This window comes from Brachybacterium endophyticum (assembly GCF_003130585.1).
Lineage (GTDB): Bacteria > Actinomycetota > Actinomycetes > Actinomycetales > Dermabacteraceae > Brachybacterium > Brachybacterium endophyticum.
Genome location: NZ_QFKX01000006.1, coordinates 172397 through 193963 on the forward strand (window position 1 = coordinate 172397; position 21567 = coordinate 193963).

At 70.1% G+C, this 21567-nt stretch carries 21 protein-coding genes, 1 tRNA gene, 2 pseudogenes and 1 riboswitch; of the genes and pseudogenes, 14 read left to right on the top strand and 10 right to left on the bottom strand.

Translation table 11 applies throughout. The annotated features are described in order from the left end of the window. Positions 1-26 precede the first annotated feature (26 nt). The 3 genes from DEO23_RS14565 to DEO23_RS14575 all read right to left on the bottom strand — a co-directional run bounded on the left by DEO23_RS14565 (position 27) and on the right by DEO23_RS14575 (position 5434). Complete coding sequence (locus DEO23_RS14565; protein WP_109276748.1) at positions 27-2603, bottom strand: polysaccharide pyruvyl transferase family protein; 2577 nt, start codon at positions 2601-2603, stop codon at positions 27-29. A gap of 754 nt (positions 2604-3357) precedes the next feature. Continuing rightward, a complete protein-coding gene (locus DEO23_RS14570) occupies positions 3358-5121 on the bottom strand; it encodes a polysaccharide deacetylase family protein (RefSeq protein ID WP_109276749.1) in 1764 nt (587 codons plus the stop codon). A 240-nt stretch (positions 5122-5361) separates the two neighbouring features. Then, a tRNA-His gene (locus DEO23_RS14575) sits at positions 5362-5434 on the bottom strand. A 174-nt stretch (positions 5435-5608) separates the two neighbouring features. Between DEO23_RS14575 and DEO23_RS14580 the strand changes: the two genes are divergently transcribed. The 3 genes from DEO23_RS14580 (at position 5609) to DEO23_RS14590 (ending at position 6508) form a co-directional block, all read left to right on the top strand. Further along, the gene (locus tag DEO23_RS14580) at positions 5609-5857 is read left to right on the top strand and encodes a hypothetical protein (protein ID WP_109276750.1); all 249 of its coding nucleotides are present in this window, start codon (positions 5609-5611) and stop codon (positions 5855-5857) included. 107 nt (positions 5858-5964) lie between these two features. Next, on the top strand, positions 5965-6183 hold the full coding sequence (locus DEO23_RS14585; protein WP_109276751.1) for a thiamine-binding protein: 219 nt from the start codon (positions 5965-5967) through the stop codon (positions 6181-6183). Positions 6184-6196: 13 nt separating this feature from the next. Continuing rightward, positions 6197-6508, top strand: coding sequence for a thiamine-binding protein (locus DEO23_RS14590; RefSeq protein WP_029362855.1), 312 nt, complete (start codon positions 6197-6199; stop codon positions 6506-6508). Between the two features lie 75 nt (positions 6509-6583). On the opposite strand, the pseudogene DEO23_RS14595 reads toward DEO23_RS14590, so the two are convergent. Continuing rightward, positions 6584-7102 (bottom strand): annotated as a pseudogene (locus tag DEO23_RS14595) (recombinase family protein); the annotation flags it as partial. 68 nt (positions 7103-7170) lie between these two features. Here DEO23_RS14595 and DEO23_RS14600 point away from each other — a divergent pair. The 6 genes from DEO23_RS14600 (at position 7171) to DEO23_RS14620 (ending at position 10172) form a co-directional block, all read left to right on the top strand. Next, positions 7171-7401, top strand: coding sequence for a hypothetical protein (locus DEO23_RS14600; protein WP_109276753.1), 231 nt, complete (start codon positions 7171-7173; stop codon positions 7399-7401). A 40-nt stretch (positions 7402-7441) separates the two neighbouring features. Further along, complete coding sequence (locus DEO23_RS14605) at positions 7442-7774, top strand: hypothetical protein (RefSeq protein ID WP_109276754.1); 333 nt, start codon at positions 7442-7444, stop codon at positions 7772-7774. A gap of 106 nt (positions 7775-7880) precedes the next feature. Continuing rightward, complete coding sequence (locus DEO23_RS16165; RefSeq protein WP_165831854.1) at positions 7881-8030, top strand: hypothetical protein; 150 nt, start codon at positions 7881-7883, stop codon at positions 8028-8030. A gap of 1 nt (position 8031) precedes the next feature. Continuing rightward, entirely contained in the window at positions 8032-8601 is a 570-nt protein-coding gene (locus DEO23_RS14610) for a type 1 glutamine amidotransferase domain-containing protein (protein ID WP_109276755.1), read from the top strand. Further along, entirely contained in the window at positions 8598-8900 is a 303-nt protein-coding gene (locus DEO23_RS14615) for a putative quinol monooxygenase (protein WP_109276756.1), read from the top strand. The genes DEO23_RS14610 and DEO23_RS14615 overlap by 4 nt, the downstream gene beginning before the upstream one ends. 141 nt (positions 8901-9041) lie before the next feature. Beyond that, positions 9042-10172 (top strand): NAD(P)/FAD-dependent oxidoreductase, encoded by a 1131-nt coding sequence (locus DEO23_RS14620; protein WP_205678987.1) that lies wholly within the window; start codon positions 9042-9044, stop codon positions 10170-10172. Between the two features lie 98 nt (positions 10173-10270). Here DEO23_RS14620 and DEO23_RS16440 read toward each other — a convergent pair. Continuing rightward, positions 10271-10495: pseudogene (locus tag DEO23_RS16440) on the bottom strand (ethanolamine utilization protein); the annotation flags it as partial. Between DEO23_RS16440 and DEO23_RS14630 the strand changes: the two are divergent. Then, positions 10481-10720 (top strand): thiamine-binding protein, encoded by a 240-nt coding sequence (locus tag DEO23_RS14630; protein ID WP_240613436.1) that lies wholly within the window; start codon positions 10481-10483, stop codon positions 10718-10720. The pseudogene DEO23_RS16440 and the gene DEO23_RS14630 overlap by 15 nt on opposite strands. A gap of 14 nt (positions 10721-10734) precedes the next feature. Here DEO23_RS14630 and orn read toward each other — a convergent pair whose 3' ends face one another. Next, positions 10735-12633: an oligoribonuclease gene (gene orn / locus DEO23_RS14635; protein WP_338067842.1), complete on the bottom strand. Its 1899-nt coding sequence runs from the start codon at positions 12631-12633 to the stop codon at positions 10735-10737. A 60-nt stretch (positions 12634-12693) separates the two neighbouring features. Beyond that, positions 12694-12786: riboswitch (TPP riboswitch) on the top strand. On the opposite strand from orn, the gene DEO23_RS14640 reads away from it, so the two are divergent. The 3 genes from DEO23_RS14640 to DEO23_RS14650 all read left to right on the top strand — a co-directional run bounded on the left by DEO23_RS14640 (position 12778) and on the right by DEO23_RS14650 (position 15835). Continuing rightward, entirely contained in the window at positions 12778-14229 is a 1452-nt protein-coding gene (locus tag DEO23_RS14640; protein WP_420808030.1) for an MFS transporter, read from the top strand. Its footprint overlaps the riboswitch before it by 9 nt. After that, positions 14226-15137 carry a hydroxyethylthiazole kinase gene (gene thiM / locus DEO23_RS14645; protein ID WP_109276759.1) on the top strand — a complete coding sequence of 304 codons (912 nt, stop codon included), beginning with the start codon at positions 14226-14228 and terminating at the stop codon, positions 15135-15137. Before DEO23_RS14640 ends, thiM begins: the two co-directional genes overlap by 4 nt. Continuing rightward, entirely contained in the window at positions 15134-15835 is a 702-nt protein-coding gene (locus tag DEO23_RS14650; protein WP_109276760.1) for a thiamine phosphate synthase, read from the top strand. Before thiM ends, DEO23_RS14650 begins: the two co-directional genes overlap by 4 nt. 4 nt (positions 15836-15839) lie before the next feature. Here DEO23_RS14650 and DEO23_RS14655 read toward each other — a convergent pair whose 3' ends face one another. After that, positions 15840-17312, bottom strand: coding sequence for an FAD-dependent monooxygenase (locus DEO23_RS14655; protein ID WP_109276761.1), 1473 nt, complete (start codon positions 17310-17312; stop codon positions 15840-15842). Positions 17313-17467: 155 nt separating this feature from the next. Beyond that, on the bottom strand, positions 17468-18391 hold the full coding sequence (locus tag DEO23_RS14660; protein ID WP_109276762.1) for an AraC family transcriptional regulator: 924 nt from the start codon (positions 18389-18391) through the stop codon (positions 17468-17470). 134 nt (positions 18392-18525) lie between these two features. Between DEO23_RS14660 and DEO23_RS14665 the strand changes: the two genes are divergently transcribed. Then, positions 18526-19263, top strand: a complete 738-nt coding sequence (locus tag DEO23_RS14665) for an SDR family oxidoreductase (protein WP_109276763.1) — start codon at positions 18526-18528, stop codon at positions 19261-19263. A gap of 5 nt (positions 19264-19268) precedes the next feature. On the opposite strand, the gene DEO23_RS14670 is transcribed toward DEO23_RS14665, so the two are convergent. Further along, on the bottom strand, positions 19269-20444 hold the full coding sequence (locus DEO23_RS14670; protein ID WP_109276764.1) for an iron-containing alcohol dehydrogenase: 1176 nt from the start codon (positions 20442-20444) through the stop codon (positions 19269-19271). Positions 20445-20579: 135 nt separating this feature from the next. Next, entirely contained in the window at positions 20580-21482 is a 903-nt protein-coding gene (locus DEO23_RS14675) for an NADP-dependent oxidoreductase (RefSeq protein WP_109276765.1), read from the bottom strand. Between the last annotated feature and the right edge of the window lie 85 nt (positions 21483-21567).

Sequence of the window (21567 nt, forward strand, 5' to 3'; positions counted from 1 at the left end):
CCCCGGGGCCGGGATCGGGAGGGGCGTCAGCCCTTCTGGTGCTTGACCAGCGCGTGATCCACACCCGTGCGCTTCGAGCGCGGGACCAGGACGTCCTGCTGGTAGTGGCCGACGCCGATGAACGAGATGAAGACCTCGTGATCGGGGATGTCGATGAGCTTGCGGATCGCGGTCTCCTTCTCGGTGCCCATGGCCGTGTTCAGGGGCACGGACCCCAGGCCCACCTGGGTGAGCCCGAGCAGGAGCGACATCATGAACAGGCCGCCGTCGACGAAGGGCTGGTTGCGCTCGGGAGCGAACAGGAACGCATCGAGATCGGCGGTGACCAGCAGCAGACGCGGGGGCATCTCGTAGCCGGCGAAGCCGCCCTGGATGTCCAGCACCTCCTTGATCACCGTCGGATCCTCGAACTGGTGCACACGCGCGCCCTGCCGGTTGCACACCGACGGGGCCTGCATGGCGATCTGCACGGCACGGGCGATCTCCGAGTCCTGCACGGGCTGGTCGGTGTACTCGCGGACGCTGCGCCGTCCGTACATGACCTCCAGGAAGGGACGGCCCGGGTCCGTCTCCTCGGTGATCTCGCGCTCCTGCTGGGCGGGCAGCACCCCGCCCTCGCCGACGACCGCGGCGTCGATGATCTCCTGCGATGCCGGTGAGAACAGCTGGCGGAAGTGGGAGACGTCCGTGCCCAGGCTGTCGTGCCGGTCGAAGTAGACGTTCATGACCGTGGCCGAGCTCTGCAGGAAGTCGTCATCGGTCGGATGATCCGCGGCGAGCCAGGCGTTCATCTCCTTGGCGAGCCCCGGGACGGCCCGCTGGCCGAACCCGGGACGGAAGTTGCTGCGGCTGAGCCCCTTCTCGATCGCGTGGGCGTGGAAGATCATGCGGGCCCGCGCGCCGGAGACGCCCTCGGGGGAGCGGGCGTGCTGGAAGGAACGCACCTGGCGCTCGTGGTCCTTGAGCGCGAGCGTCCTGGCCTGGGCGGCGAAGCCCTTGGAGGGGGCGCCTCCCTTGGGCTTGGCGGGGGCGGCCGGCAGGGCGCCGGTGGGGATCCGCTCGATCGTGACGCTGCGGATGTCCGCGCCCGCCTTGCGGCCGGCGAAGTGGATCCCGCCCAGCATGAACTGCGTGGCACCGTCCTCGTCGATCGGGAACGTGATCGTGTCGGTGCGGGGCTGCGCCTTGCCCTCGGGGACGGACACGCGACCGACCACGCGGAAGCGCCCGGTCTCGGGGTTGCGCACGTGGAGGTTGACGGTCTTGGCGTCGGTGGTGGGCGTCCAATCGAGGGTCAGCTGGTAGGCCGATCCCTTGTGCAGCGGCTCGGGCAGGTCGGTCCACACCAGGTTGCCCAGCACGTTGCCCCCGCGCGAGACCCGCAGGCGGGTCTGTTTCGCGCGCTTCTGGATCTTCCAGCCGTCGCCGGCGGTGGTGAACTCGGGGGCCGTCAGCGTGAAGCGCTGATGCGGGTACAGCGCCGCGGACCCCTCCGTCTTGGGGTCGAGGGCGTCCCGGAGCCACTCCGTCGAGGAGGCCCTCCCGCTCTCGATGTAGGAGCGGGCGGTGCTGAAGTCGATCTCGCGCGTGACGTTCGGGTCGGCCTCGATGTCGGCCGCCGTATCGGTCTCGCGCACGCGACGGCTCTCGCCGAACCCGAGGGAGCTCATCAGGTTCTTGAAGCGGTCCGCCCCGCGCTTCGCGTTGAAGATGGAGGAGAAGGGCTTCTCGAAGATCGTCGCGAACGCGGACCCGTGGAAGCTGTCGGTGACGACGTAGCCCGCGTCGCGGTAGGTGCGCAGGAAGTTCTCCGGGCGGTCCTCGTCGAGGATGTGGGCGCGCGGCTCGTCGGCCCAGATGGTCCGGCAGTGCTCGATCCCGTCGTCGGGGTTCGGGATCACGCGGATGGACTCGACGCCCAGCTTGTCCGCGATCGCCTGGGCGACGTTCCTCTTCTCCTCCGTGGGGTCGAGGAAGAACACGGCCAGGTAGTCGCCCTCGGGGCTGATCGTCGCCTTGTCCGCCAGCTCGCTGTAGTGCTCCTGGGGCAGCAGGAACACCGGGTCCACGACCAGGTCCGCCTTCGCGCCGAAGATGTCGCGGGCGGTGTCGATCGCATAGCCCTCCCGCACGGAGATGGCCTTGAAGCGCTGCAGGTGCGCAGCGTGCTGCGCGATGAACTCGGGGGTGAACTTCTTCGTGCCGCGGTTGCCGAACGAGGTCGCGTAGGCGACCCGGTCGTTCTTCTCGTCGACGAAGTCCAGGAAGAGGTCGCTGTTGACGCGACCGATCAGGGGGTTCCACAGCTGGTCGCTGCCGACGACGAAGGCCCGCGCCTTCTGGTTCAGCGCCGGCAGCTCACGGAAGTGGGCCTGCTCCGTGTACTCGTACCCGACGCGACGCGCGAACTCCATCGAGACGATGTCGTCGGGCCATTCGACGCGCCAGCCGTTGTAGCCGAGGGGCTCGTGCACCATGAGGACCGAATGACCGAGGCTCTCGATCGCGCGATTGAGGCCGTAGTAGGTCAGAATCGATCCGTAATTCTTTCCGTACCACCAGCCGACAACGGCGACATCGAACGTCTTCTTCGGATCGGTCATCTGTTGAATCCTTACCTCTGATTGCAGGGGTCGTGAGGTGACGCCAGGAGGGTGATGGTCCCCGCGAGAGGCGGGCGCATCACGGGTCGGAATTGCTTGCGGCGAGTCTAGACCAGCGCGGGCGCGGGAACGGGTCGCACTCCGCGCGCCCGGTCCCCGTTCCGGAGGTGGTCGGCGCAGTTCCCTCCGCCGCCGCGGCGGCAGTGTGCAGGTCCGGCCCGACCAGCTCGGCCGGCCGCGCACGACCGCCCGGTGACGCTGCGAGGAGGTTCTCGTGCCCCGCCCCGGATGTGCGGCGACGAGCGAGGAAGCCGTGCGCACACCGCCTAGAACGCGCATGACCTGCGAAGACGTGTATCCAGGTGCTCGGTGGCGAGCCTGCGCCCGTCGGTCGAGTGGGGGCGGGGGCAGCCTGTGCCGGATCCCCGGGGCCGTTCGGGACGGCTCGTGCCGCCGAGGGCTCACGCAGTGTCCCGACCCGGGAGACCGGCCCCTCGGAACCGTCCGGACAGCGCAGGAGCGCGTCCCGGGCGAGCCGTCCCGTGTCGCCGGGGCAGGAATGGAATTTCGGTCCCGTGGTCGAACTCACCGCAGGGAAAAACACCTGTCGTGCAGTCGGTGTACACCCGGTGAACGAAACGGGACGAGCAGATTTCCCGGCCTCTCGCCTTTTCTCAGGAGAATGCGCGTCCATTCATCGGCGGATTCTCCTCGGATCCGCACAGGAACGACGTGGGCGCCCCGTGCACGGGGCTCAGATGGCGACCAGCTGCGGCTCGCCCTCGATCGTCAGGTCCGGCCCGCCCACCCGCACGATCATCTGCGGGATGCTCCGATCGCGCGGGAGCGCGATGTTCAATCTGTAGGTGTGCAGCTTGCCGTCACCGGGGACCGTGAACGTCCTCGTCGAGCACCAGTTGTCGGGGTTCCCGAGCTGTTCCACCGAGAGCATGAGCGAGGTGGTGCTCTGAGCCCTCGCAAGCACCACGAGTTCGTGCGCCGCGCCCATCGCCCAGCCGAAACGGGTGTACAGCAACAACCGCTGCGACATGGCACCGGCACGAGGGGTCGACACCGCCCGGAAATCGCGGCCCGAGCCGCTGCGCGCCCAGGCGGACCCCTGCCACAGGTCACGGACCAGCAGGTTCTCGCGCCGCGCGTGGGAGGCGTCGGCGAAACCGCCACCCGCGGCGGTCATGACCATGATCCGTCCGGCGTCCCGCTCGGCCTCGAGCCAGGCGCAGGTCGCCGTGAAGTCGGCACTCGTCTGATGGACGATGTGCCCGTTGGCGGCGGCCCACGCGCGCAGCGCCGCGTCGTCGGTGAAGGTGAGCGCGCCGCCACCGGGGATCGACGGCGTCAGGGTGCGAGAGCCGTCCGCCCCGTAGCTCACCGCCCACAGGTGGTTCCCCACGCGCACGGTGTCCAGCAGCCCCGGGTGAAGGTAGATCGTGACGCCCCGCCCGGCTCTCTGCGCGAACTGCACGGTGGCGATGGTCTGTGCGCTCCTCTGGCGGTCGATGGAGAAGTGGGACTGCCCGATCTGCGGTGAGCCGGAGAGGGCCGGGTAGAACCCGCCCACCTTGCCCTCCACGATGGCGTGCTCGGCCATGACCAGGCGCCCCGCGTAGGACTGCGTGAAGGCGTCCAGTGTCCGGCCGAGATCCAACCCCTCGTCGCCCTCGATGTCGGAGGCGATGAGGTAGGCGGAGCCGTGCTCCTGCCAGGTCTCCACTGCGACGCGAGGCATGGCGGCCTCCAGGTTCCGCCGGCCGTCCATGATCTCGTGCCGGATGGCCTCGCGCGTGGAGGCATTGGTGTGCGTGGAGCCGTGATTGGCGATCTCGATGCCGTCGTACTGGTTCCACGCCTGCACGTCGTCCCAGGTGATCGAGCCGCCGCCGTTCTGCTCCGTGCCCAGGTTGTCGAAGTTGACGTTGAGGGTGCCGACGAGACCGTGGGCACGGAGCACGGGAAGGCACTTGTCGCGGAAGGCGGCCAGCCAGTGGTCGAACCGGAGCATGACGACGGGCTGCCCGCCGGTGCCGATCCCGCCGCCGCGACGCGCTCGTGCGAACTCCACGCGGGTCGCGTGATCGGAGGCCTGTGCGTCGTCCAGGGCGGTGCGCTCGGGCGGTGTGCCGGCCGGTGGGGCGCCCACGACGGTCCAGGGGACGCCCGTCCAGCCGTGCGCCAGCAGGGTCGTGCGCATGTACAGCTGCGGCGCCGAACCGGGGCCGTGGGCGAGGGTCGTGTACGTCTGCACCGCGACTCCGGCGCTCGCGAACAGCACGACCTCGAGGGTTCCCGGTGTGGCCGTCGGTGCGTTCTCGATGTGATCGGCTCCGACGATGCTCCAGACCCCCGGTTCGTCGAGGTCGTCGAGGTTCGAGGGAGTCAGGGGAGTGCCGCTGACGACGCCCGACGCCACGTCGGCGTGCGCCGTCGGGCGCGGCCGCTCGCGGCGAGCGGTGGTCTCTGCTGGCACCCGCGACGCGGGGATGTCGACGGACACCATGTCGAAACCTTCTATGGATGCATATTACCGGCAGTAACAGCCCATAGACGCATAAGTCGGGCATTCGTTGATGGGGTCGTCCCGACTGGTCGGGACGGGAGAGCGGACGGTGTCGACCGAGGCTCGATGGCAGGGGCTGGATGGCGCCCTGCGGCGCAGAAAAGGACCCCGGTGTCACCGGGGTCCTTCTGTCTCGTCGGATCTCACGACATCCTTGAAGGATGTCCGGACCGCGAGCGGGGTGATCGACGGGATTTGAACCCGCGACCGCCTGGACCACAACCAGGAGCTCTACCTACTGAGCTACGACCACCATGTGCGGCGCGCGGGCCGCAACGAGATGCAAGCATACCGGGCGTCGACCCTGCTCCGCACCCTGCGGCGGGCCCTGGCACTGTGAGACGCCTTGCACTTCCGGATGTTCGCTACCGTGAGATCGGAACGTATCGGGCCCGGATGCCGGGCGGACCACGGGAGGGGTTCAGGAATGGGTGGCTTCGACGTACTCGGACTCGGTGGATGGGAGCCCGTCATCCTGGCGGCCGTCGCGGTCTTCTGGATCCTCGTCGCCCTCGTGGCGTACTGGCTGATCCGCTCCGCCGTCCGTGCGGGAACGATCTCCGCGCACCGCTACCTGGCCCGCCAGGCGCGTCCCACCGGTCCGCCCGCGACCCGCTCGGCCAGGACCGAGCCGACGGCCGCGGAGGAGCGCGAGCCCTCCCACGTCGAGCGGTAGCAGGATTAGGGCGACTCGAGCGGTCGCAGGACGCGCCGGCTCAGCCGCCGACGCAGGGCCGCCGCCCAGGCTTGCCAGCGTAGGGATCCGGGACGAGAGTGGGCGCCATGATCATCGCCTTCTCCGTCCAGCCCACCGGTGAGCCCTCCGACCCCGAGGTCGTGCGCGATCTCGCCGAGGGGTCCGACGCCGCCAGCGTCCACGACGCGGTCGCCGCCGCCGTGCAGGTGGTGCGCGACTCCGGCCTCCCCAACCGCACCAGTTCGATGTTCACAAGTATCGTCGACCTAGGACATGGGTCTTTCATCCGGCCCGCAGGAATCTGAGGAGGGAACCGCCATGTTGCTTGCATTCTCCGTTGCCCCGTCCGGAACTGGCCGCGAAGATGGATCAGTCCACGATGCTGTCGCTGCCGCAGTGAAGGTCGTCCGCGACTCCGGTTTGCCCAATAGGACGTCGAGCATGTTCACCGAGGTTGAAGGTACCTGGGATGAGGTCTTCGGCGTGGTGAAGCGTGCTACAGAGGCCGTTGAGCCATTCGGCTCGCGGGTCTCTCTCGTCATCAAGGCTGACATTCGTCCGGGCTACGAGGGCGAGCTGGACGCCAAGGTCGAACGGCTCGAACAGGCGATCTCGGAGTCGGATGAGTAGTAACTGCTCCCGCAGCCGTCCGAGACGGTGATCCTCAACTGGACGTGCTCTCGATGCGATGGGCCTCCTCGTCCCTCATGACGAGGAGGCCCCCGCGTTTTCCTCGGATACCACGCCGAGCACAGCCCCCACGGAGACGCCAGTGGTTGCTCCGATCTCGCGGATGGACTGGCCCCGTTCCCGACGAGCGAGGATGACAGTGCGCTTGTCATCGTCGATCACCCGCGGCCGCCCACCGACCTTGCCGCGCTTCCGCGCTGCCTCCAGCCCGTTCTTCGTCTTGCGGACGATGTCGCGACGGCGATCCTCGGCCAATGCGAGCGCGAGGTCGAGGATCAGCGACCGCTCGGTGTGCTCGCCGGCCGCAATGCCCTCTAGTACCTTCACGGCGATGCCGCGCTCGAACAGATCGGTCAGGACGATGAGCCCTTCCAGGGGATTGCGACCGAGCCGGTCGACCTCCTGGACCGTGAGCATGTCGCCGTCCCTCATGTACTCGATCGCCTCGCGGAGCCCCGGACGGGCATCGACATCGAGCTTGCCGCTGACCTTCTCCTCGAAGACCTTCACGCAGATGGAGTCGAGGGCGTCGTGCTGCCGAGACGTCTCCCGAGGCGTTCCAGCGCGCGGTCAATGGGGCTCACGAGGGCGACGACCTCCCGGTGCAGATCACCGTGCGCCAGGCCCAGAAGATCGCCGCGATCATGGGAGCAGTCGCCCGCGGCCATTCCGGCTACACCGACGCGCTGCGCGACGTCTCATGGTTCCTCGACGCCGTGGTGGCCGAAGGCCGGCCGCACACGGTCGTGTCGCGCTCGGCGTCCGAGCTGTGGGCCGTCGTCGACGCCTGGCCCTGGCCCCGACCTGGCAAGCCGAAGGACAACGCCGAGTAGACCACCCGGCAGCGCCCGATGTTCCCGCGACGATGAACCCGTGGGAACGAACAAGCGCTACCCCCACCTCCCTGCGCAGAGGGGTGAAGAGCGAGAGCTACGCGAGGCGCGGAAGCGTGGACCGCCGCGCACCCTCGACTCGCTCCAGCTGCGACTACACGCGCAGCCCCTCACGATCGTTCCCGAGCAGGTGACGATATGGGGTCACGCCTGGCTCCAGTTCGGAGATACGAACGTGCGGTGCGTCGTCCAGGTGAAGCGATGGACGGCCGACGCCGTGGGCGTCCAGATGACGATCGACGGCGACAAGCTGCGGTGCAGGATATGGCAGGTCGCATACCAGCGGATCTCGGACCCGACCGACGTCTGGTAGCCCTGCCGCAAACGATCGTCTACGGCGGAGCCGCCTCGTGATCGCTGAAAAAGTCGGCGCGTCGTTCCGCTACCCACGACGCACTATCCATGGGACGATCGGCCGTATGAGTACCCCGATCATCGCCATCGTCTGCGCCCTCGGAGTCATTGTTCCACTGGCGCTCGATGCCTACAAGAACTTCGACGCCAGGTCCAAGGGTTGGACCAAGGTCCTCATCAAGCCCGGCAACTCGAACGGAAAGAAGGAAAACTGAGATGGCAGCAGATCTTCAGGGCAAGAGGGTCGCGATCCTCGCCGCCGACGGAGTCGAACGCGTTGAGCTCGAGCAACCCCGCGAAGCACTGGAACGGGCCGGCGCTCAGACCGAGGTCCTCTCGATCCACGACGGCGAGATCAAGGCCCGTAAGAACGACCTGGACGAAGCGGGCACGTTCACCGTCGACGGGTTGGTCGCCGACGCCTCGGCGGGCGACTACGACGCCCTGCTGCTTCCCGGCGGCACGGTGAACCCCGACCAGCTCCGGGTCGACAAGGACGCCGTTTCCTTCGTCCGCGACTTCGTCGAGAGTGGCAAGCCCGTGGCGGCGATCTGTCACGGGCCCTGGACATTGATCGAGGCTGGCGTGGTCGGAGGTCGCACCTTGACGTCCTTCCCGAGCATCCGCACGGACCTGCGCAACGCCGGTGCGGACGTCGTCGACCAGGACGTCGTGGTCGACGGGAACCTGATCACCAGCCGCTCACCCGACGACCTGCCTGCGTTCTGCGATACGATCGTGGCGAAATTTGCGAGCAATTCGACCCAGGCAGAGGTGACGTCATGAGCGTGACGAAGGGACTGCTTGTCAGGCTGGAGGCCCTGCCCGGCAAGGAAGACAAGGTCCAGGAATTTCTCGGCATCGGGCGAGGGCTCGTCGAGGAGGAACCGGCCACCATCGCGTGGTTCGCGATCCGTCTCGGCCCGTCCTCATTCGGGATCTTCGACGTGTTCCCCGATGGCGCCGGCCGCGACGCGCACCTGTCCGGCGCAGTCGCTGCCGCTCTCGGCGAGCAGACCGGCAAACTGTTCAGCGAACCGACGATCGAGAAGCTCGACGTCCTGGGCTCCAAACTCCCCGCCTGACACCACAGAACGGGAGTACTGGCCCAGAAAGGAGGGGTCGCTGCGCGCGGTGACTTCGGGCTTACACAGCCCGCTGACGTCGTGGTAGCGGCCCCTTCTCTTGCGGTCTATCGCTAATCACCAACAGATCGGGGAACCGCGATGACACGAACTGACGACGGCGTTGCCACGACGCGTTCACCCGAGGTAGCAGTGATCGGGGGCGGGATCGTCGGTCTGTCGACGGCGTACGCGCTGCGGGAGCAGGGCGTGCCGGTGCGCTTGTACGAGGCTGGTCTGCCCGGGACGGGTCAGTCCGCAGGCGAGGCGCGGATCTTCCGGCATGCCCACGACGACCCGCGACTCGTCGCTTTCGCGCGCGAAAGCCGCGGCGTATGGGATGAGTGGGCCGAACACTTCGACGTCGAGCTGGTCTCATCAGACGGTGTCCTGGCGATCGGAGACAGCGCCCTGGCGCGGCTGCGGGTGCTCGACCAGGTCGGCGGCGTGGAAGCGCACGAGATCGACGCGGCCGAGGTCGCCCAGCGGATGCCGCTGCTCGCTGGGTACTCGGGGCCAGCGGTGCTCGACGAGTCGGGCGGCGCGATCCGTACCCGAGCCGCGATCACGGCACTCACGGGTGCCCTCGCAGATGCGGTCACCACCGGTGAGGTCATCTCCATCGATCCCCGCGCCGACGGGACGGTCGAGGTGCGCAGCGTCACCGACCGGGCTGTCTACTCCAAGGTGGTCGTGTGCGCCGGCCGCGAAACCGCCCGCCTGGCACGCAGCGTCGGCCTGTCGCTGCCGGTTCGCCTTGCCGCACACGTCAGGCTGACCTTCGACGTGAAAGCCGCCGCCCCGGCACGAGTCGCGTGCCTGCAGGACAGCAGCGGCGTCTTCGGCGAAGTCGGCGTGTACGCGACGCCGCTACCGGGCAACAGCAACTATTCGGTCGGACTCAGCGACACAGTCGGCGTCCGCGACGACGGAACTTTCATCGACCCGGCGGCGATTCGATCGCTGGACGAACGCGCCCGCGAATACGTGACACGGGCGCTGCCCGGTCTCCACCCAGAGCCGCGCGACTTCCTTCACTGCTGGGTGACCGACCTCCCGTGGAGTGAGGACGGCGTGGCCGTGTGGGAGGCAGGCTCTGTCCTTTTTGTGGCCGGTCACAATTTGTTCAAGCAGGCACCTGCGCTGGGTCGCGCTCTTGCCCGGGCTGCGACCGGCGGCGGTCTCCACGCCGAGCTCACGCCCGAAGCGCGCCTCGGCGAGGCCCAGAGCTAGGGCGTGTCCCCCAATCGCGGGGGGTGACCCGCGATTCTGGCCGGCAAACTGTCGAGTGTGTCGCTGTGCGATGTTCAGATCGCACAGCGACACACTCGTCACATTGGGGTCACGTTGGTGGCTGCCTGCAGTGCGGCGGCAAGGTAGCCCGCGGAAGCACCGACGCTCTTGTCCGCGACGTAGGCGGGCGTACCAGCTGCAACCACGGTCCCGCCGGCGTCGCCCGCGCCGGGTTCAAGATCGATCACGTGATCGGCCACCGCGACAACGCGCATGTCCAGCTCCGCGGCGACGACCGTGTTGCCCGCATCGAGCAGCGGTTCGTCCTGGCCAGGGTTCCTCGCAGCGGCGGTCGAACAACGACCACCCACACCGAAATCGAGGGGGAGTGGGACGAGGTCCTCGACGTCGTCAAGCGCGCCACCCAGGCGGCGGGGCGCTACGGATCGCGTGTCTCCCTCGTGCTGAAGGCGGACATCCGGCCCGGGCACGAGGGCGAGCTCGACGGGAAGATCGAGCGCCTGGACGACGCCCTCGACCGCCGCTGAGACGGACGGCGGCGTCAGCCGATCTCGTCGACGAGCCCGTCGCGCACCGCGGCGGCCAGGGTCGGGGTGACGGGCAGGCGGGGGATCAGGGTCGCCTGGTAGGCGTGGTAGATGTCGGGCTTGCCCTCCCAGGTGCGTGACTGGGGCTGGTTCTCCCGGTCCAGCTCGTGGTGCCAGCTGCCGCGCTCGGGGTCCAGCAGATGCTCACTGATGTACTCCCACCAGGTCTCGTAACGGTCGGCCCACTTCGCATCCCCGGTCACCTGGTGCATGACGGCCGCGGCGGCGGTGGCCTCGGCGGCGACCCAGTGCATGCGCTCGTGGACCACCGGCTCACCGTCCCAGTCCACGGTGTAGGGGAAGCCGGGCTCGCCGTCCGCGCCGAAGGTGGCGTCGGCCTTCTCCATCAGCGCGGTCGCGGCCTCGAGCATCCACTCGGGTGCCTCGCCGTCCTTGGCCAGCAGAGCCGCCCGGCCGTGCAGGACCAGTCGCGACCACTCGAGCCAGTGGCCGACGGTCGCGCCGTAGGGGCGGAAGGGATCGGCGGGCTTGTCCTCGTTGTAGTCCAGGACCGGGTTCCAGCTGGTGTCGAAGTGCTCGGGCAGCAGCCAGTCCTGCTCGCGGGCGAACTCGTCGATGGCCCGCGTCATGATGCCGACCGCGCGGTCGAGCCAGCGGCGGTCGCCGGTGACGTCGGCCGCGGCCAGCAGCGCCTCGGTGGTGTGCATGTTCGCGTTGATCCCGCGGTAGTCCTCGCAGGTGGCGAAGGCGCGGTCGAAGGTGTCCACGCTCATGCCGGCGTCCTCGTCGTAGAACTTCGCATCGAGGACGCCGAGCGCCTCCTCGAGCAGCTCGGGGGCGTGGGGGCGGCCGGCCGCCGTGGCCGAGGCGGCCGCGAGCACGACGAACGCGTGGGCGTAGGCCTCCTTGGCGTCGTCCACGACCGTCTCCCCGGCGACCTTGGAGTACCAGCCGCCGTGCTCGTCGTCGCGGAAGACGCTGCGCAGCGAGTCGACGCCGTGGTCGACGAAGCGGCCGAACTCGGGGCTGCCCAGCATGTGCGCGAGGGCGAAGCAGTGCGTCATCCGGCAGGTCAGCCACAGTTCGGAGGGCTTGTCGGGATCCAGCTCGCCGTTGTCGTCCAACCAGCCGAAGCCGCCGTCCTCGCGCAGGGACTCGGCCCCGAACACGAGCAGCTCGTCGGCCTCGGAGTCGAGCCAGGTGCGGTGCGTGGCGCGCTGCAACCACGGCACGTGCGGCGTGGACGGTGCGGCGGGCTCCCCCTCGGACGGGGTGCCGGTCAGCTCGAAGGTGCGGGCGGCGGCCTGGGCCTGGGCCGTCGTGGGGCCGGGATCGGCCACGAACAGCACCTCGCGGTAGTACTTCAGCTCCTGGATCGATTCGCGGATGTCCGCGAGCGCGCGATGCCCGCCGTGCTTGGCGGGGGTGTTGTAGAACACCCGCGGGAACCAGCGCTTGGCCAGCTCCTTGAGGCTCGAGACGTCGATTGTGCGGTAGGACAGCCAGGCCGCGAACTCCGGCACGTCCTTGTCCAGGAAGACCCGGTCGGTGCCCACGCTGTTGCCCGCCAGCGGAGCCTTGCCCGCCTCCGGGCAGTGCTCGCGCACGTAGGCCAGGCACTGCTCCTGCGCGGCCTCGAGGGTGATGCCCGCATCCAGCTCGTCCAGCAGGCCCGAGTCGGTGTGCATGGTGCGCACGAAGTCGCCCATGTTCTCCAGGGCCTCGGCCGGGGGCTTGACGACGACGTCGACGCCGTCGCCGAGGATGTTGAGGTCACCGTCGGTGACCAGGACGGCGATCTCGACGAGCGCGTCCTTCTGCTTGTCCAGTCCGGTCATCTCGCAGTCGACCCAGATGATGCGGTCGGCGGTTCCACGGTTCGAAGTGCTCACACTCTCAGCGTAGCGGCCGCGGACGCCGTCACGAGCCGCTCACCTCGGTGCCATACTGGCTGATCGGACACGGGGTGCGCATGAGGCGCTGAGATCACACCCGTGGAACCTGATGCAGTTCGCACTGACGAAGGGATGTCCGCCGTGCGGTCACGTCTGTCCGGGAGCAGCACTCCCGCGCGCAGCATCTCGCCGCCCTCGCACCGGGTGGCACCCCCTCCGCATCCACCGGAACCGGGAAACGGGCAGCTGCCGCCCGCGGGCCGCGCCGCCCTGCGCGCCGGCGTGGTGGGCAACTGGATCGACAATGTGCACGTCTTCCTGCCGCTGACGGCCCTCACCCCGGCGCTCGCCGTGGTGGCCGGGCCCGCGGTCGCGGCGAGCGCGGGAGCCGTCGTCGTGATCGCCATGATGCTGGGTCGCCCCGTGGGCGGCATGGTCTTCGGGCGCATCTCCGACCGGCTGGGCCGCACCCGCACCACGCGGGTCGCGATCACCGGCACCGCGGCCTGCGCGCTGCTGATCGCCGCCGTCCCCACCCACGAGCTGCTGGGCGTCGGGACGATCGGGATGATCCTCGCGCTGCGATTCCTGGGCGGGATCTTCGTGGCCGGGGAGTACTCGGCGGCGATCCCGCTGGCGATGGAATGGTCGGCTCCGCGCAGGCGCGGGCTGATGAGTGGGCTGATCCTCTCGATGGCACCGTGGGCGCAGGCGTCCATCGCCTTTGCGACCGCGCTGCTGATGGTCGTGCTCGGCCCCGACGCCTACGCGGCCTGGGGGTGGCGCCTGCTGTTCGTGCTCGGCGCTCTGGCCTCGCTCGGGATGCTGCTCTACTACCGCACGCGTGTGGTCGACGCCCCGATCGCGCGACGCATCCGGACCACGTCGGACCCCGCCGTGGACACCTCGGCCGACGGGGCCACCCCGGTCACCGGCATCCGCGGGGTGCTCACGGGCCGCTGGGCCGGCGCGTTCTGGCAGGTGTTCACGCTGATGACGGGCCTGTGGCTGCTCACCAACACCACGGTTATCATGCTCACCTCCCAGCTCGGGGCCGAGACGGCGCTCTCGGCGACGAGCGTCTCCGTCGCCATGGGTGTCGCCTCCTGCGCGCAGGCGCTCGCGATGGCGCTCGCCGGCCATCTCTCGACCACGATCGGCCGCCGCCGCGTGTTCGTGATCTGGGGGATCGCGGCGACGGTGCTGGGCCCGGTGCTGTGGTGGGCGGCCGTCGGCTCGACGACCCTGGCGCGGGCCGCTGTCCTCGCAGCCCTGCTGCAGGTGGTCACGGTCGCCGCCTACGGCCCCGTCTCCGCCTACCTCTCCGAGCGCTTCCCGACGCACGTGAGATCCACGGGGTACGGCATGGGATACAGCATCTCGCTGATCCTCCCCGCCCTCTATCCCTTCTACCTGCCGGGCCTTGCGACCGTGCTGGGTGCGCACACGGCCGTCCTCGTGCTGCTCTCGCTGGGCGGGGCGCTCGTCGTGGTCGGCGCGCTGGTGGGACCGCGGCTCGCGGCACGGGAGATCGACGACGACCTCGACGAGGTCGCCGAAGGACGAACCAGAATCAGAAGGAGCGCCACATGACCGACCGACGCCACGAGGCGAGGATCCACCGGGCGGGCACGGACCCGCACACCGATCCCGACCTGCGCGAGGCCACCGCGGTGATCGCCGCGGTCCGGCAGCGCGAGCCCCTGGTCCACTGCATCACCGCGACGGTCTCGATGAGCATCGTCGCCGACGGGCTGCTGGCCGCCGGCGCCCGCCCGATGATGACCGAGACCCTCCCCGAGGCCCCGGTGCTCACCGGGATCGCCGACGCCCTGCTGGTGAACTTCGGGACGCTCAGCAGCGACGCCGTCGAGTCCATCCCGGTCTCCGTCCGCGCCGCCGGCGAGGCCGGCCGCCCCTGGGTGCTGGATCCCACCGCGATCGGCCGTCCTCCCGTCCGCACCGCGATGGCCCGCGAGCTCCTCGCCGAGCACCCGCGGGTGGTGCGCGGGAACGCCTCGGAGGTCCTCGCCCTGGCGGGAGGGGAGGGAGCGCGCGGCGCCGACTCCGAGGACGGCCCCGAGAGCGCTCGCGACGCCGCCCGCGAGGTGCTCGACCTGACAGGGGGAGCGGTCGCCGTCTCCGGGCCGACGGACCTGATCCTGGACCGGGACTCCCAGCGAGAGGTGGCCCGCGGCGACGCCCTGCTCACCCGGGTCACCGGAACCGGGTGCCTGCTCGGATCCCTCACCGCCGCCTGCGCTGCCGCCGCCGAGCACGTGCCCGAGGCGCGGACGAACTCCACAGGGTCGGCTCTGGCGGCTGCTCACGCCGCCACCGTCTGGATGAGCCTCGCCGGCGAGCGGGCCGCGCGACGGGAACGCCGACCCGGCTCCTTCCGCTGGGCGCTGCTGGACGCGCTCGACGAGGTCGCCGAGGACGCCCTCGCGATCGCCGCCCCGTCCGGCGACCCGGCCACCGACACCGAGGAGAAGCGATGAGCCCCCACACCACCCCCACGACTCCTGCGACGACCGTGCCCGCCGCGAAGGAACCGGTGGACCTGCGCTGCTACCTTGTCACCTCCGGCGCCGACCGGCACACGGTCGAGACGGCCGCGGCTGCGGCCGGGGCCGGCGCCGGGATCGTCCAGGTCCGCGCGAAGGACCTGGACGCGCGCCCGCTGCTCGCGCTCACCGAGGAGGTCGCCGCGGCCGTCCGGCACGCCGCCCCCGCGTGCCGGGTGGTCCTGGATGACCGGACGGACGTCGCCTACGCCGCGCGACGCCGAGGGGCCCACGTGCACGGCGTCCACCTGGGCCAGGACGATCTGCCGGTCGCCGATGCCCGCGCGCTGCTCGGTCCGGACGCGATCATCGGACTGACCACCGGGACCACGGAGCTCGTCGAGGCCGCGGAGACCGATGCGGACCTGCTGGACTACATCGGCGCCGGCCCGTTCCGCCCCACACCGACCAAGGCGCACATCCGCCCGGCCCTCGGCCTGCAGGGCTACGAGGAGCTGGTCGGGCTCACCCGCCTGCCGATCGTCGCGATCGGCGACGTCACCCCGGAGGACGTCCCTGCGCTCGCCGCGACCGGGGTCGCGGGGGTCGCGCTGGTGCGGGCGATCATGCGCGCGGAGGAGCCGGCAGCCGTCGTCCAGGCGGTGAACGGGGCGTTCCCCGTCGAACGCTGAGCGGTCACCGTGGCAGCCAGCTCCGGAGGGCGCGCTCGAGCGTCTGCTGGTCGCCAGCAGCTCCCACTCCGACCCATGCCACGTGGCCGTCGGGACGCAGGAGCGCGGCAGGGACCTCGAGCGCGGCGCTTCGCTCGGTGACGACGTCCACCTGGTCTCCCCACCGGCCCGTCGACAGCGCCCCCGACGGGTCGAGCAGCAGCCACCGTCCGGCATGCAGGTGCTCGTACAGGCGGCCCGTGGTCAGCGGCAGATCCCGGAGCCTGCGTCCGAGGAGGTCGTGGACGGGGCCGGCGGCCGTACGTGCGTCGTCGGCGGCCACGCCGGTGTCGTAGCGGATCGCGATCGACGCGATCTTCTCGGTGAGCATCCGATCGACCTGAGGGAGCGTCATCAGCTCGGTCATCAGTCGACGCACCGCCTGCGCCCCGGGGTCCGTGGAGATCAACAGGCTCTGGGCGCGCGTGAGCGTGAGGACGTCCGCGGCGACCGGGCGTCGCTCGCTCTCATAGGTCTCCAGCAGGTCGGCTCCGGCCGCGCCGGTGATCACGGCGGCGAGCTTCCAGCCCAGGTTGAAGGCGTCCTGGATCCCCAGGTTCAGCCCCTGCCCTCCGAGGGGCGGATGCACGTGCGCGGCGTCGCCCGCGAGCAGCACGCGGCCGCTGCGGTAGTGCTCGGCCAGACGGGTCGCGTCGGTGAAACGGGTGAGGGCGACGGGGGAGTGAGCGCCGAAGTCGGTGCCGGCGACGGCACGCAGGCGCGAGCGGAACTCCTCGAAGTCGGGGGCCACGGCACGATCCTCCGCGACGTTCACCGCTGGGACGACCGCACGGAAGATGCCGGGGGTCGACGAGGGCCCGATGCCGAATCCCCGCTGCTCGCGCCGTACTCGCTGCGAGATCTCGGCGATCTCCTCGGCGGGCGCGGTCACCTCCATCTCGCCGAGCAGCCATTCGGTGCTCGCCTCCTCGCCCGGGAAGCCGATGTCGAGCGCACGCCTGGTGGCGCTGCGCCCGCCGTCGCAGGCCACGACCCATCGGGAGATCAGATCGGAGCCGCTGTCAAGACGGACCGTGGCCTGCTCCCGACCCGGGTCCTGGAGCAGGGCGACCACCTCGCTGCCGCGGCGCACGTCCGCCCCCAACTTCTGGGCGCGTTCCTCGAGGAGATGGTCGGTGATCGGCTGCGGGATGCCCAGCGTGTAGCCGTGTGCGGTGTCGAGTTCGGCCGTGTGCGGCGACTCGATGCCGGCGAAGCGCCCCACTCCCGAATGCAGCGTGCCGTGGGCGAGGAATCGCTCGAGGATCCCGCGCTGGTCCAGGATCTCGAGGCTGCGGGCGTGCAGTCCGAGCGAGCGCACGAGGGGGCTCGGGGCCGCCTCCTTCTCGAGGACGACGACGTCCACGTCGTGCAGTCGCAGTTCGCTCGCGAGCATCATGCCCGTCGGGCCCCCGCCGATGATGATCACGTCGTGCATGTGTGCCCCCGCTCCTCGACGCCGGGATCTCCAGCGGCGACGCAGCATTCTGGCGCCGCGAGGGGGCCTTGCCGCAAGCCCGGTACGGCCGGATATCCTGGTCATGGCTGGAGCCGGTGCGTCACTCGGACACCCTTGTCCCCCGGACGCAGTGGTCACGCGGACAGTCGGGACTCCTTGCGGTAGGCGCGGGGCGAGGCGCCGACGTGCTTCGTGAACGCCGTGCTGAAAGCACTCTCGGAGAGATACCCGGTCTCGCGGGCCAGCGCGCCGATCGGCACGTCGCTCGAGCGCAGGGCACGCTGGGCGTTGAGCATGCGCCAGTCGTGCAGGTACGCCAGGGGTGTCGTGCCCGCGGCCGCGCGGAAGCGCTCGGCGAAAGTGGTCCGCGGCATCGAGGCGAGGCCGGCGAGCTCGTCCAGCCGCCAGCTCCTGGCCGGCTCGGCGTGCAGGGACTCCAGCGCGGGGCGCAGGGACTCGTCCGAGATCACGCCGAGCCAGCCCGCCGGCAGATCGGTGTCGTCGGCGAAGGATCGCAGGATCTCCAGGACCAGCAGCTGGGCATGCTGGCGAACCGCGAACTCCGCCCCGGGGCGGCGCGCGGCGAGTTCCTCGAAGATGCGCTGGAGGTGGTCGCGGAGGCGGTGGCCCGCAGGTGCGCCGGCTCGGGCGTGGAGAACGGGCGGGAGGATGCGCAGCAGCAGGTCGCGGCCGATCGGATCGAGGTCGATCCGACCGCCGATCACGGCGTCCGCGTCTCCGATCCGGTCGTCGTTCGGCAGCGGCGTGGTGGCTTCGGGCGGCGGGACCAGGCGGGGAGCCTCCTCCCCGCGGCCACCGTCGAGGCGCAGTCGGGTCCTGCCGTTGAGCATCGCGATGTCGCCGGGGTCGAGGTCGATGGCGCCCCGGACGCCGTCGGTCTCCAAGCGCGCGTTCCCGTGGAGGACGGCGATGAACTTCAGATCGACATCGATCGAGCTCTCGGTCCGCCAGCGTCCGCTCTGCACGAAAGCGCCCGAGACGGCGCTGCGCACCGCGATCGCATCGAGGATCTCGGACAGGGGCTCACCGTGTGTCATGTCCGTACGCTAGCGCAGAAGAACCGGACTCGAGATTATTCCGGGTTCGCCATGGGAGGGGCAGGATCGGTCCTGTCACGCGGGTCGGGCATCCTCGCCCTCCCGCATCGTCACCTCACAGGAGAAGGCACGACATGACCACGCATCTGACCGCACTCGTCACCGGCGCCAACAAGGGCATCGGCCGAGAGATCGCCGCCCAGCTCGCCGAGCTCGGGCACACCGTCATCATCGGCTCGCGCAGCCCGGAGCGCGGCGAGGCCGCCGCGCGGGAGCTGCACGAGGCCGGAGGGGATGTCACCGCCGTGACCCTCGACGTCACCGACCCGGCGTCGATCCGCTCGGCCGCGCAGGCCGTCCAGGAGCGATTCGGGCATCTGGACGCCCTGATCAACAACGCAGCGATCAGTCGTGCTCCGGGCCAGGACCTGGTCGGCCAGCTTCCCCGCTCCGCCGTCGTCGATCAGATCCGCACCGTCTTCGAGACCAACGTGTTCGGCGTCATCGCAACCACGAGCGCCTTCCTTCCGCTGCTGCGCGAGTCCGAGACGCCGCGCATCGTGAACGTCTCGAGCGGCGCCGGCTCGCTCGCCGCGATCTCCGACTTCTCCGACCCGAACCCGATCGCCCTGGGGTACGTCTCCTCGAAGACGGCCCTGACCTCCGTGACGATGCAGTACGCCCGGGACCTCCACGAGGAAGGCATCCTCGTCAACGCCGTGTGCCCGGGCTTCATCGGCACGGACCTGAACGATCATCAGGGGACCGGCACGCCGGCTGAGGGCGCCCGGCAGGCCGTCGCCATGAGTGTCATCGGGCGGGACGGGCCGACGGGCACCTTCACCAACGTCGACGGGCCCATCGCCTGGTGAGCTGATCAGGCGGCGGCGGACCCCCAGATCTTCCGGTACAGCGACCGGATGTCCTCCGCGCTCGGATCGCCGGGGTTGTTGGCGGGGGAGCCGGAGGCCAGGGCCTGCTCGGCCATCGTCGGCACCACGGCGAGCCACTCCTGCTCGTCGATGCCGAACGCCTTCGGCGTCGGGACATCGAGCTTCTCGAGGAGCGCGCCGATCCGCTGTTGGAGAGCGTCCGCCGCCTCGTCGGTCGAGGCGGCGGCGTCGGCGACGCCGGTGGCGCGGGCGAGCTCCGCCAGACGCTCGAGGGCGCGGGGCCGGGTCCAGTCGAGAACCGCGCCCAGCAGCATCGCGTTCGCCCGCCCGTGGGGGACGTGGAAGAACGCTCCCATCGGCCGGCTCATCCCGTGGATCAGGGCCACGCTGGAGGCGGAGAAGGCCATGCCCGCGTGGGTCGCGCCGAGCATCATCTCGGCCCGCGCCTCCTTGTCCTCGGGGTGGTCCCAGACGGTGGGCAGGTTCTCGAGTACCTTGCGCACCCCGGAGATCGCGAAGAGGTCCGAGTGGGGGCTCGCACGATGGCTGAGGAAGGCCTCCAGGCCGTGGGTGAGGGCATCGACGCCCGTGTCGCGGGTGATCGACGGGGGCATGCTCAGGCTCAGGTCCACGTCGATGACCGCGGCGATCGCGACGCAGCCGGGGCCGCTGATCAGCATCTTCTCGTTGGTCTCGACGTCGGTGATGATCGTGAAGCGGGTCATCTCCGAACCCGTGCCCGCGGTGGTCGGCACGCACACCAGCGGCACGGAGCTCTCGCCGACGGTGTGGGGAGCCTTGAGGTCACGCAGCGGTGTGCCCGGGTAGGTGCGCAGGATCCCCGCCGCCTTGGCGGTGTCCATGGGACTGCCGCCGCCGATGGCGACGAGGCTGTCGTACCCGCCCTCCTCGAGTGCCTCCGCCAAGGCGGCGACGCCCTCGGTGGTCGGGTCGGGGGAGACCTCGTCGAAGATCCCCACCTCGATCCCGGCCACGCGCAGCGGCTGCAACACGCCGTCGATGACGCCGTTCTCGACCAGCGGTCTGTCGGTGACGACGAGTGGTCCGGTCACGCCCAGCCCCTCGAGGATCGACGGGAGTCTGTCGACGACACCCTCCCCGATCTCGGTGAAACGGGGTGTGACCACGGAGGCTGTCATTCAGGGTCCTCGCTGTTCAACGTCGTCGTCGAGGGGCGTCGGTGAAGCACCCGGCCGCCGTGACCCTCCACGGAGCGTGCGGGTGCTGCCCCGCTTCCAGGGTAATCACGGGTGCCGGACCGGTGCGGCCGAGTGTCAGGCGATCTCCACGACGATCTTGCCGCCGTTGGTGGCTGCCCTCTCCTGCGCCTCGGAGATGCGTGCGAGTGGCAGGGTCTGATCGACGCGGGGGATGTACTGGCCCTGCCGACCGAGCCGGACCGCGGCGTCCAGGAGCGCGGGATCGTTGCGGGCATCGATCCGCTGCGCGCCCAGTCGGGCCGCACCGTCCCCGTCGGTGACGGTGACGACGCGCTGGGGATCGCCGACGATCTCCACGAGATCGGGGAGCGAGGGGGCGTTCGCCAGCTGCAGGGCGGCGTCCACGCCTGCAGGGGCGAGCGCGCGGACCCGCTCGACGAGCCCGTCGCCGTAGGAGGTGGCCGTCGCGCCGAGCGAGCGGATGTAGTCGGCGTTGCTCTGGCTGCCGGTGCCGATGACCGTGGCGCCGAGGTCGCGGGCGATCGCGACGGCGGCCGTGCCGACGGCGCCCGAGGCGCCCTCGATGAGGATCGTGGTCCCGTCGATGTCCCCGAGCGCCTCGAGGGCTGCGGCAGCCGTCGAAGCGGCCAGACCCGCAGCTGCAGCCTGCTCGGTCGACCAGTCGCCGGGGACCGGGCTCCACGAGGTCAGCACGGCGAACTCGGCCGTGGTGTCACTGATGCCACCCAGCCCGAACACCACGTCACCCAGGTCGACGCCCTCGACCCCGTCGCCGATCTCGTCCACGACGCCGACCGCATCGCGCCCGGGGATGATCGGGAAGGGCAGGGGCAGGAACTCGTGGAGGGCCCCGGCCCGCACCAGGGTGTCGATGGGGTTCACGCTGACCGCGCGCACGGCGATGCGCACCGAGCCCGGGATCGCATGCGGCTCGGGGGCCTCCTCGACGCTGATGACCTCGGGGCCTCCGAACGAGTGGAAACGTGCAGCCTTCATGACTTCTCCCTTGTGGACCGTTCGATGCTTGCTGCGGAAACAATTGCACCAAACGCTTGCCATGACAAGGAATGTGTCGTGACAG

Bases quoted from the DNA above. Each gene is read 5' to 3' on its own strand.
- DEO23_RS14565 (WP_109276748.1), bottom strand. From the start codon at position 2,603: ATGACCGATCCGAAGAAGACGTTCGATGTCGCCGTTGTCGGCTGGTGG.
- DEO23_RS14570 (WP_109276749.1), bottom strand. From the start codon at position 5,121: ATGGTGTCCGTCGACATCCCCGCGTCGCGGGTGCCAGCAGAGACCACC.
- DEO23_RS14580 (WP_109276750.1), top strand. From the start codon at position 5,609: ATGGGTGGCTTCGACGTACTCGGACTCGGTGGATGGGAGCCCGTCATC.
- DEO23_RS14585 (WP_109276751.1), top strand. From the start codon at position 5,965: ATGATCATCGCCTTCTCCGTCCAGCCCACCGGTGAGCCCTCCGACCCC.
- DEO23_RS14590 (WP_029362855.1), top strand. From the start codon at position 6,197: ATGTTGCTTGCATTCTCCGTTGCCCCGTCCGGAACTGGCCGCGAAGAT.
- DEO23_RS16165 (WP_165831854.1), top strand. From the start codon at position 7,881: ATGAGTACCCCGATCATCGCCATCGTCTGCGCCCTCGGAGTCATTGTT.
- DEO23_RS14610 (WP_109276755.1), top strand. From the start codon at position 8,032: ATGGCAGCAGATCTTCAGGGCAAGAGGGTCGCGATCCTCGCCGCCGAC.
- DEO23_RS14615 (WP_109276756.1), top strand. From the start codon at position 8,598: ATGAGCGTGACGAAGGGACTGCTTGTCAGGCTGGAGGCCCTGCCCGGC.
- DEO23_RS14620 (WP_205678987.1), top strand. From the start codon at position 9,042: ATGACACGAACTGACGACGGCGTTGCCACGACGCGTTCACCCGAGGTA.
- thiM (WP_109276759.1), top strand. From the start codon at position 14,226: ATGACCGACCGACGCCACGAGGCGAGGATCCACCGGGCGGGCACGGAC.
- DEO23_RS14650 (WP_109276760.1), top strand. From the start codon at position 15,134: ATGAGCCCCCACACCACCCCCACGACTCCTGCGACGACCGTGCCCGCC.
- DEO23_RS14655 (WP_109276761.1), bottom strand. From the start codon at position 17,312: ATGCACGACGTGATCATCATCGGCGGGGGCCCGACGGGCATGATGCTC.
- DEO23_RS14660 (WP_109276762.1), bottom strand. From the start codon at position 18,391: ATGACACACGGTGAGCCCCTGTCCGAGATCCTCGATGCGATCGCGGTG.
- DEO23_RS14665 (WP_109276763.1), top strand. From the start codon at position 18,526: ATGACCACGCATCTGACCGCACTCGTCACCGGCGCCAACAAGGGCATC.
- DEO23_RS14670 (WP_109276764.1), bottom strand. From the start codon at position 20,444: ATGACAGCCTCCGTGGTCACACCCCGTTTCACCGAGATCGGGGAGGGT.
- DEO23_RS14675 (WP_109276765.1), bottom strand. From the start codon at position 21,482: ATGAAGGCTGCACGTTTCCACTCGTTCGGAGGCCCCGAGGTCATCAGC.